Origin of the sequence: Janthinobacterium sp. SUN176 (assembly GCF_030587335.1) — a bacterium.
Taxonomy (GTDB): domain Bacteria; phylum Pseudomonadota; class Gammaproteobacteria; order Burkholderiales; family Burkholderiaceae_D; genus Janthinobacterium; species Janthinobacterium kumbetense.
Genome location: NZ_JAPWIA010000001.1, coordinates 4,268,079 through 4,276,349 on the forward strand (window position 1 = coordinate 4,268,079; position 8,271 = coordinate 4,276,349).

Annotated in this window: 6 protein-coding genes; 2 read left to right on the top strand and 4 right to left on the bottom strand. The window is 60.7% G+C overall.

Features of this window, described 5'->3' with window-relative positions:
* Window positions 1-22 precede the first annotated feature (22 nt).
* The 3 genes from O3299_RS19275 to O3299_RS19285 all read right to left on the bottom strand — a co-directional run bounded on the left by O3299_RS19275 (window position 23) and on the right by O3299_RS19285 (window position 5,109).
* On the bottom strand, window positions 23-1,705 hold the full coding sequence (locus O3299_RS19275; protein ID WP_099666194.1) for a long-chain fatty acid--CoA ligase: 1,683 nt from the start codon (window positions 1,703-1,705) through the stop codon (window positions 23-25).
* A 276-nt stretch (window positions 1,706-1,981) separates the two neighbouring features.
* A complete protein-coding gene (locus O3299_RS19280; protein WP_305062928.1) occupies window positions 1,982-3,031 on the bottom strand; it encodes an aminopeptidase in 1,050 nt (349 codons plus the stop codon).
* A gap of 2 nt (window positions 3,032-3,033) precedes the next feature.
* Window positions 3,034-5,109, bottom strand: a complete 2,076-nt coding sequence (locus tag O3299_RS19285) for a molybdopterin-dependent oxidoreductase (protein ID WP_305062929.1) — start codon at window positions 5,107-5,109, stop codon at window positions 3,034-3,036.
* 207 nt (window positions 5,110-5,316) lie between these two features.
* Here O3299_RS19285 and O3299_RS19290 point away from each other — a divergent pair, with 207 nt between their 5' ends.
* A complete protein-coding gene (locus O3299_RS19290) occupies window positions 5,317-6,510 on the top strand; it encodes a M20 aminoacylase family protein (RefSeq protein WP_305062930.1) in 1,194 nt (397 codons plus the stop codon).
* Window position 6,511: 1 nt separating this feature from the next.
* Here the strand turns inward: O3299_RS19290 and O3299_RS19295 are convergent, their stop codons facing one another.
* Complete coding sequence (locus O3299_RS19295) at window positions 6,512-7,414, bottom strand: NAD(P)-dependent oxidoreductase (RefSeq protein ID WP_370385292.1); 903 nt, start codon at window positions 7,412-7,414, stop codon at window positions 6,512-6,514.
* 101 nt (window positions 7,415-7,515) lie between these two features.
* On the opposite strand from O3299_RS19295, the gene O3299_RS19300 reads away from it, so the two are divergent.
* Window positions 7,516-8,076, top strand: a complete 561-nt coding sequence (locus tag O3299_RS19300; RefSeq protein ID WP_077408864.1) for an acyloxyacyl hydrolase — start codon at window positions 7,516-7,518, stop codon at window positions 8,074-8,076.
* The last annotated feature ends 195 nt before the right edge of the window (window positions 8,077-8,271 follow it).

Below are 8,271 nucleotides of genomic sequence, written 5' to 3' on the forward strand. Positions count from 1 at the left end.
CTCCTGGCGCATCCCACACTGTTTATGCTGCTATCTTTGTTTCGTCACGCAGGGCGCGACGCAAAATCTTGCCGACGTTGGTCTTCGGCAGTTCATCGCGGAACTCGATGTATTTCGGCCGCTTGTAACCCGTGAATTGTTCCTTGCAGTACGCGGCCAGCACTGCCTGGGTCAGGTTCGGATCCTTGCGCACGACAAACACTTTCACGGCCTCGCCCGAGTGTTCGTCCGGCACGCCCACGCAGGCGCACTCGAGCACGCCAGGATGGGCCGCGATGACGGCTTCGACTTCGTTCGGATACACATTGAAGCCGGAAACGAGAATCATGTCTTTCTTGCGGTCGACAATTTTCACGTAGCCGCGCTCGTCCATGATGCCCACGTCGCCCGACTTGAAGTAGCCATCGGGGGTCATGACCTTGGCCGTCTCGTCGGGACGGTTCCAGTAGCCGCTCATCACTTGCGGCCCACGGATGGCGATCTCGCCCGTCTGGCCCAGCGGCACTTCCTTGCCGTCGTCGTCGAGGATGGCGATGTCGGTCGAGGGTACGGGCAAGCCGATGGTGCCGGAAAACGCCGTGCTGTCGGCGCGGTTGCAGGTGGCGACAGGCGACGTTTCCGACAAGCCATAGCCTTCGATGATGGACACGCCCGTCACTTGCAGCCACTTGTCGTTGACGGCTTGCTGCACCGCCATGCCGCCGCCATTGGCGATCTTCAAGCCCGAGAAATCGAGCTTGGCGAAATCGGGGTGATTCACCAACGCGTTATACAAGGTATTGACCGCTGGCAGCAGGTTGAATTTGTACTTGCCCAACTCCTTGATCAGGCCCGGAATATCGCGCGGATTCGGGATCAGGATATTCAGGGCGCCCACCCGCGTGCCCCACATCGCGCACGCCGTCAGCGCAAAGATATGGTACAGCGGCAAGGCGCAGACGACGATCATCTGTTCCTTGCTGTTCTGGTCGAGCGCCGCGCCGGACCACGCTTCGCTCTGCAGCACATTGGCAATCACATTGCGGTGGCTCAAGGTCGCGCCTTTCGACACGCCCGTCGTGCCGCCCGTGTATTGCAGGAAGGCAGCGTCATGGACGCTCAGCTCGACGGGCGTGAGTTTCATGCGGCTGCCCAGCGCCAGCGCCTGCTTGAAGCGCATGGCGTTCGGCAAGGAATACGCGGGCACCATCTTCTTGACATTGCGCACGACAAAATTGACGATCATGCCCTTCAAGCCGCCCAGCATTTCGCCCATGCTGGCGACGACGACATGCTTGACGGCCGTCTTGCCCAGCACCTGTTCCAGGGTATGGGCGAAGTTTTCCAGCACGATGATGGCTTCGCTGCCCGAATCATTGAGCTGATGCTCGAGTTCGCGTGGCGTATATAAAGGGTTGACGTTGACTACCGTGTAGCCGGCGCGCAAGACAGCGGCAATCGCCACCGGATACTGGAGCACGTTCGGCATCATCAGGGCGACGCGCGCGCCCTTCTTCAGGCCGCGGCTTTGCAGCCAGGCGCCCAGCTGGCGCGAATAGGTGTCGAGTTCGGCATAGGTGAGAAATTTGTCCATGCAGACATAGGCATTGCGATCCGCATATTTTTGAAACGCTTCTTCCAGCAAATGCACCAGCGAACGATATTGATCAGGATCGATGTCGGCGGGGACGCCGGGAGGATACGACTTCAGCCAAATTTTTTCCATCCTGTGCCTCTTGTCTCGAATAATCGTGGGGGAGCCGGCGCACCCTGCCGGCGCGGATCATTGCTGCGGATTCTGTCGTCCTGCAGTCAGTTTGAGCATTCTGACGAGCAATTGCTCTATGCTACTAATGCGATGCTATCGGGCGCCGGGCTTCCATGCAAGCGCTTTCAACAGTATTCGAGCGGCAACTCTAGGGGTATTTTGTGCTGCACTGCAACATGATAAATACGCTGTTGCAGGATCGTTCGCCTTGACGTCCGGGACAATCTTTACGGGTCACGGGCTGGACAATTGTTCCAGCGCCTGCCTGCGCTCAGGCTTCTTGATCTGGGCCATTGTGTGCACTGCAGCATAAAAAGCACGAAAGTTCTTTTTTTCTTCCAGCAATTTTTTAAAGGCGGGCAAAAATTCATTGTAGGTAGACACGGAAGCCAGGTGCGCATTGCTCAATGGCTGCTCGAACCAGCGGTCGTAACCGGCAAAACCACCCCAGTTTTGCTTCAGTACCTGGTAGGCATCTTGCAATGCCGCAAATACCTGCGCCTTGCGCGCGCGCTTGTCCGCATCGCTGGCGTCGCTCGCATACACGGACTCCAGTTCGCCCCGGTATTTCAATAGCAAGGCCAGGAAATCCTGGCGCCGCGCCGCATACTGGGCATACGCCGCGCGCATGCTGTCATTGCCCTCGCGCGCCAGCCAGCGCTGCACGCCGGCCTCTTCCACGGCACTGGCAAACGACTCGTTGAAGGCCGAGTCGCCAGGCACGTACACCACCTGGTGCGCCAGCTCATGGAAGATCAGGCGCGCCAGTTCCGCATCGTTGTAATTGATAAAGGTCGACAGCAGGGGATCGTCGAACCAGCCCAAGGTGGAATACGCGGGCACGCCACCCACCTGGACGTCGTAATGCTGGGCTCGCAACTCGTCGGCATACGCGAGCGCCTCCTCCTTGCTGTAATAGCCGCGATAGCTGACGCAGCCGGCAATGGGAAAACACCATTGCAGCGGCTGCAGCGACAATTCCGGCGTGGCCACCACGTTCCACAGGACAAACGGGCGCCGCAATGCCGCATAGTTCTTGTAGCTGCCATTGTCGGGCAAGTCCAACTCGCTGACGGCAAAGAGGCGGATCTGCTGCGCCTTGGCCAGGCGCACTTTCAGGCGCGGCTCGGTGGCCGGATCATCGAGCCAGTCGCCGATGGGACGCGCGCCGGACCACAGCGCATATTGCCCCTGCGCCGCTTGCGTGTAGTAGCGCAACTGCGTGCAGCCGCCCAGCAGCAGGCATACCGTGCCGACGAGCAAGCGGGCCGGCCAGCGCGCCATGGTCAGGCAGCCTTTTCCACTTCAACCAGCGTATCGTAGAAGGTCGGCGCGCGGCCCATGTCCGTCAAGCGCTGGCTGGTCACTTCGTTGGCGTTCTTGCCGTCGCTGGCGAGTTTCTTCCACCACACGGACAAGCCCACCACCAGGCCCCGTCGCGCCTTGTCCGTCACCCTGGCCTTGGCCACAAAGCTGCCGCGGTCATTGAAGATGCGCACCATGTCGCCGGCCACGATGCCGCGCGCGGCACCATCGTCGGGATGGATATCGAGGTGCGGCTCGCCTTCGGCCGCGCGCAGGCTTTTCACGTTCACGAAAGTGGAATTGAGGAAATTGCGCGCCGGCGGGGAAATCATGGCCAACGGATAGCGGGCCGCCAGCGCGGGATTGCTGGCCAGCGATTCGTGCGGCGCGATATACGCGGGCAAGGGATCGAGTCCCGCCTGCGCCATGGCTTCCGAATACAATTCGCACTTGCCCGATGCCGTGGGGAAACGCCCCTCGGCAAATGGCGCTTCCGGCATGGCCAGCTTTTGCCAGCCCGTGCGTTTCAGCGATTCCCAGTCGAAATGCACGGCGCGCGCATCCGTCGCATCGAACGCCTTGGCCGCCAGCGCATCGTCACTTTCCTGGAAGCATGGATCATCAAAGCCCATGTATTGGGCCAGCAGGCGGAAGATTTCCGTATTCGCCTTCGCTTCGCCCAGCGGCGCCACGGCCGCATTGTTGGCCATCATGTACAGGTGGCCATAGGTGGCATGCGTATCGACGTGTTCCAGCTGCGTGGTGGCGGGCAACACGATGTCGGCGTAATCGACGGTATCGGTCTGGAAGTGCTCGAGCACGACCGTAAACAAGTCTTCGCGGGCAAAACCCTGCGCCACTTTCGAGGAATCGGGCGCCACGGCCAGGGGATTCGAGTTGTAGACGATCACGGCCTCGACTTGCGGGCCGAAATCGGCGGAACTTTCTTTCAATAAATCGTCGCCGATGGTGCTCATATTGATGGTGCGCGGCGTGCCTTTGAGCAAATCGGGGCGCTGCAGGGCCTTGCGGTTGATGGGGAAGGAACCCGAGCTCGACAGCTGCATGCCGCCGGCCGGATGGCGCCAGGCGCCCGTCAGGGCGGGCAGGCAGGCGATATTGCGCACGGCCATGCCACCGCCATGCACGCGCTGCACGCCATAGTTGGCCCGGATGGCGGCACCCTCGCCGGAGCGGCACGCCTGGCCGTACAGGCGCGCCAAGTCGACCACTTCCGTGGCCGTGATGCCGCACACCTCGGCCACCCGCTCGGGCGGCCATTCCAGGGCCCGCTGTTTCAAGGCGTCGTAGCCTACAGTGTAGCGCTCGATGTAATCATGATCGAGCAAATCTTCCACAATCAAGACATGCATCAAACCCAGCGCCAGGGCCGCATCGGTCCCCGGCAGCAACGCGACGTGCTGGTGGCACTTTTCCGCCGTCAGCGAACGGTAGGGGTCGATGGCGATCAGGGTGGCGCCATTGCGCTTGGCTTCCTGCGCGCGCATCCAGAAGTGCAAATTCGAGGCGATCGGGTTGCCGCCCCAGATGATGATCAACTTGGCGTTCTGGAACTGTTCCAGGTCCGTGCCGATGCTGGCGCCCACCGTGTAGCGGTAGCCCGTGGCGCCCGCCGAGGCGCAGATGGTGCGGTCCAGCAAGGAAGCACCGAGCTGGTTGAAGAAACGCGACGACATCGACTCGCCCTGCACCAGGCCCATGGTGCCGCAGTAGCTGTACGGCAAGATCGCCTGCGGATCGCGCGCGGCGATCGGTTTCAAGCGGGCCGCGATGGTCTGCAGCGCTTCTTCCCAGCTGATGCGCTCGAACTTGCCTTCCCCCTTCTTGCCCACGCGGCGCAGCGGATGCAGCAGCCGGTCCGCATGGTAGGTGCGCTCCGTGAAGCGCGACACCTTGGTGCACAGCACGCCCGCCGTGGTCGGGTGGTCGGGATCGCCCTTGACGGCTGTTGCCACCCCATCGGTCACGGTGACCAGCAAGGCGCAGGTATCGGGGCAGTCGAGCGGGCAGGCGGCGCGCACTTGGGTGGTGGTCATGGGGGCAATCCAAAAACGTTGGGGGAAGGCGATACTGTAAACCATTCCGCGCGCTTGCTGTTGGCGCCGTGGCAAGCACGTCCGTGCGCTGGATTTACCCGGCAAACAAGGGCTACAATGCACTATTAGCCGCGTCTGTTTTTGATCAAACAAGCGCGGTCCGGCGCGCCATACATTGCTGCGCGCCAGCATCCACAGGAGAGTCCCATGAAACTAGTTGATCCGATCTTGGCGTTTCAATCCGAGCTGCAAGGTATCCGCCGCGACCTGCACGCGCATCCTGAGCTGTGCTACGAAGAACAGCGCACCTCGGACGTGGTCGCCGCCAAACTGACGGAATGGGGCATTCCCGTGGTACGCGGCCTGGGCCGCACTGGCGTGGTCGGCATCATCCAGCATGGCACGTCCAAGCGCGCCATCGGCTTGCGTGCCGATATGGATGCCTTGCCGATGCAGGAAATGAATACCTTCGAGCATGCTTCACGTCATCCGGGCAAGATGCACGCCTGCGGCCACGACGGCCACACGGCCATGCTGCTGGGCACCGCCCATTACCTGGCGCAACACCGCAACTTCGATGGCACGGTCTACCTCGTCTTCCAGCCGGCGGAAGAAGGCGGCGCCGGCGCGCGCGAAATGATCGAAGACGGCTTGTTTACACGCTTTCCCATGGATGCCATCTACGGCATGCACAATTGGCCAGGCGCGGAAACGGGTACCCTGAGCGTGGTGGAAGGGCCAATGATGGCGTCCAGCAATGAATTCCACGTCACCGTCAAAGGCAAGGGCGCGCACGCGGCCCAGCCGCACAAGGGCATCGACCCCGTCATGGTGGCCGTGCAAATCGCGCAAAGCTGGCAAACCGTCATCACGCGCAACAAGAGTCCGCTCGACACGGCCGTGCTGTCGATCACGCAAATCCATGCGGGCAGCGCCACCAATGTGATTCCCGATGACGCCAGCCTGGTCGGCACCGTGCGCACCTTCACCACGCCCGTGCTGGACCTGATCGAAGAGCGCATGCGCGACATCGCCGTGCACACGGCCGCCGCCTTTGGCGCGGAAGTCGATTTCCACTTCAAGCGCAACTACCCGCCGCTGGTCAACCACGCGAAGGAAACGGCGTTTGCCGTCGAAGTGATGAAAAGCGTGGTGGGCGCCGACAAGGTCAACGCGAATGTTGAACCGACGATGGGCGCGGAAGACTTCGCGTTTTTCCTGCAGGAAAAAGCTGGCTGCTATATCTTCATCGGCAATGGCGATGGCGAGCACCGCGATGGCGGCCACGGCCTGGGTCCGTGCGTCTTGCACAATGGCAGCTACGACTTCAATGACAATCTGCTGCCCATCGGCGCCAGTTTCTGGGTCAAGCTGGTCGAAGCGAGCCTGCCCGTCACGTAAGTCAGCTCAGCTTATCCGGACCGGTGCCCAGACGCTGGCCCGGATTCAGCGCTTCCAGGGCCAGCAAGGCCGCTGCGTGGTCTGCCGTCGGGTGGCTGGCGGCAAGGGTTTCATAGCGCTGCGTCACCAATTGCGTCACCGGCAAGGTGACGTGAGCCGCCTCGGCTGCCGCGAGGATGTTGTGCATGTCCTTGATCTGGCTTTTCACCTGTCCACCGGCAACAAAATTGCGCTCCAGCATGCGCTGGCCATGCACGTCCAGAATCTTGCTCTCGGCAAAACCGCCACGTATCGCTGCCCGTACGGCGCTCGCATCGGCGCCGGCCGCCTGCGCCAGCAATAACGCTTCCGCCACGATATTCAGGGTGGCGCCGACGATCAGCTGATTGCACAGCTTGGCGACCTGGCCGCTGCCGGCCGGCCCCACCAGGGTCGGGCGCCCCATGGCCGACAGAATCACTTCAACCCGCGCGTAATCGCTGGTGCTGGCGCCGGCCATGATGGCCAGGGTGCCCGCCTGTGCCCCGCCGACTCCACCCGACACGGGCGCATCGATAAAGGCATGGCCTGCCGCGTGCAAGGCGGCATGAAATTGCTGGGCTTCTGCTTGCTTGGTGGAACTCATATCAACCCAGAGCGCCCCTGCACGCAAGGCTGGCAGCGCCTCTTGCAGCACCTGCGCCACGATGGGACCGGCTTCCAGCATCGAAATGACGACGTCCGCGTCATTGACCGCCTCAGCCACGGAAACGGCGGGCTGCGCACCTGCCTCACGCAGGACTTCGGCCTTGCTGTGCGTGCGATTCCAAATTGTGACAAAATATCCAGCGCGCAGCAGGCACCGGACCATCGGATCCCCCATCAGACCGATACCGAGAAATGCGATTTTTGTAGAGAATGTCAATTGAACCTCTGAAATCAAACGGGTGGCGGGAACACTGTGCAAAACTGGGTGTCTGCGCAAACAAGACGAGCCTTACGGCCAATTTTACGATGAAAGCCTCTATGTCCTTCAAGAAGAATATCCTCAAATCCATCGCCGCCGTTGCCGCGCTGATGGCAGCCAACGCCGGCTTTGCCGCCGACGACAAACTGATCGACTCCGTCTACGGCGAATATGCCAAGGGCGTGAAGGTACAAATGGTACGCGCCGGCGTGACCTCGAACTGGGATAAGGCCTGGTTCGTATCGAATGGCACACAACTGAGCGGTTACTGGGATGCCAGCATTGGCGGCTGGGATGGCAAGAGCTATCGCAATGTCCCTGGCCAGCATCAAAAACTGTGGGACCTGGGCTTTACCCCCGTGTTCCGCTTTGAAAACACGAACAAGCTGGGCTTCTATGCGGAAGGCGGCATTGGCGTACACATGCTGTCCAAGCTGTACGATAACGACGATAACCGCCTGTCGACCCACTTCCAGTTCGGCGACCATATCGGCGTTGGCTATATCTTCAATAACAAATGGGAAGTCGCTGCGAAGATCCAGCATTTCTCGAACGGCGGCTACAAGAAACCGAATAGCGGCGTCAATTACATGAATGTCAAAGTCGCTTACCATTTTTAATGGTTATGACAAATGAACAAGGCACCGCGTAGCGGTGCCTTTTTTTACGCCTATCTGCTGACAAAACCAAACCGCCAGACGTAAAAAAACCCCAACCGGATCACCGGAAGGGGTTTTTTCGAATAACAAGCCTGACGATAACCTACTTTCACACTGGTTGCAGCACTATCATCGGCGCAAAGTTGTTTCACGGTC

Coding starts and splice junctions, on each gene's coding strand:
- O3299_RS19275 (WP_099666194.1), bottom strand. CDS start 1,705: ATGGAAAAAATTTGGCTGAAGTCGTATCCTCCCGGCGTCCCCGCCGAC.
- O3299_RS19280 (WP_305062928.1), bottom strand. CDS start 3,031: ATGGCGCGCTGGCCGGCCCGCTTGCTCGTCGGCACGGTATGCCTGCTG.
- O3299_RS19285 (WP_305062929.1), bottom strand. CDS start 5,109: ATGACCACCACCCAAGTGCGCGCCGCCTGCCCGCTCGACTGCCCCGAT.
- O3299_RS19290 (WP_305062930.1), top strand. CDS start 5,317: ATGAAACTAGTTGATCCGATCTTGGCGTTTCAATCCGAGCTGCAAGGT.
- O3299_RS19300 (WP_077408864.1), top strand. CDS start 7,516: ATGTCCTTCAAGAAGAATATCCTCAAATCCATCGCCGCCGTTGCCGCG.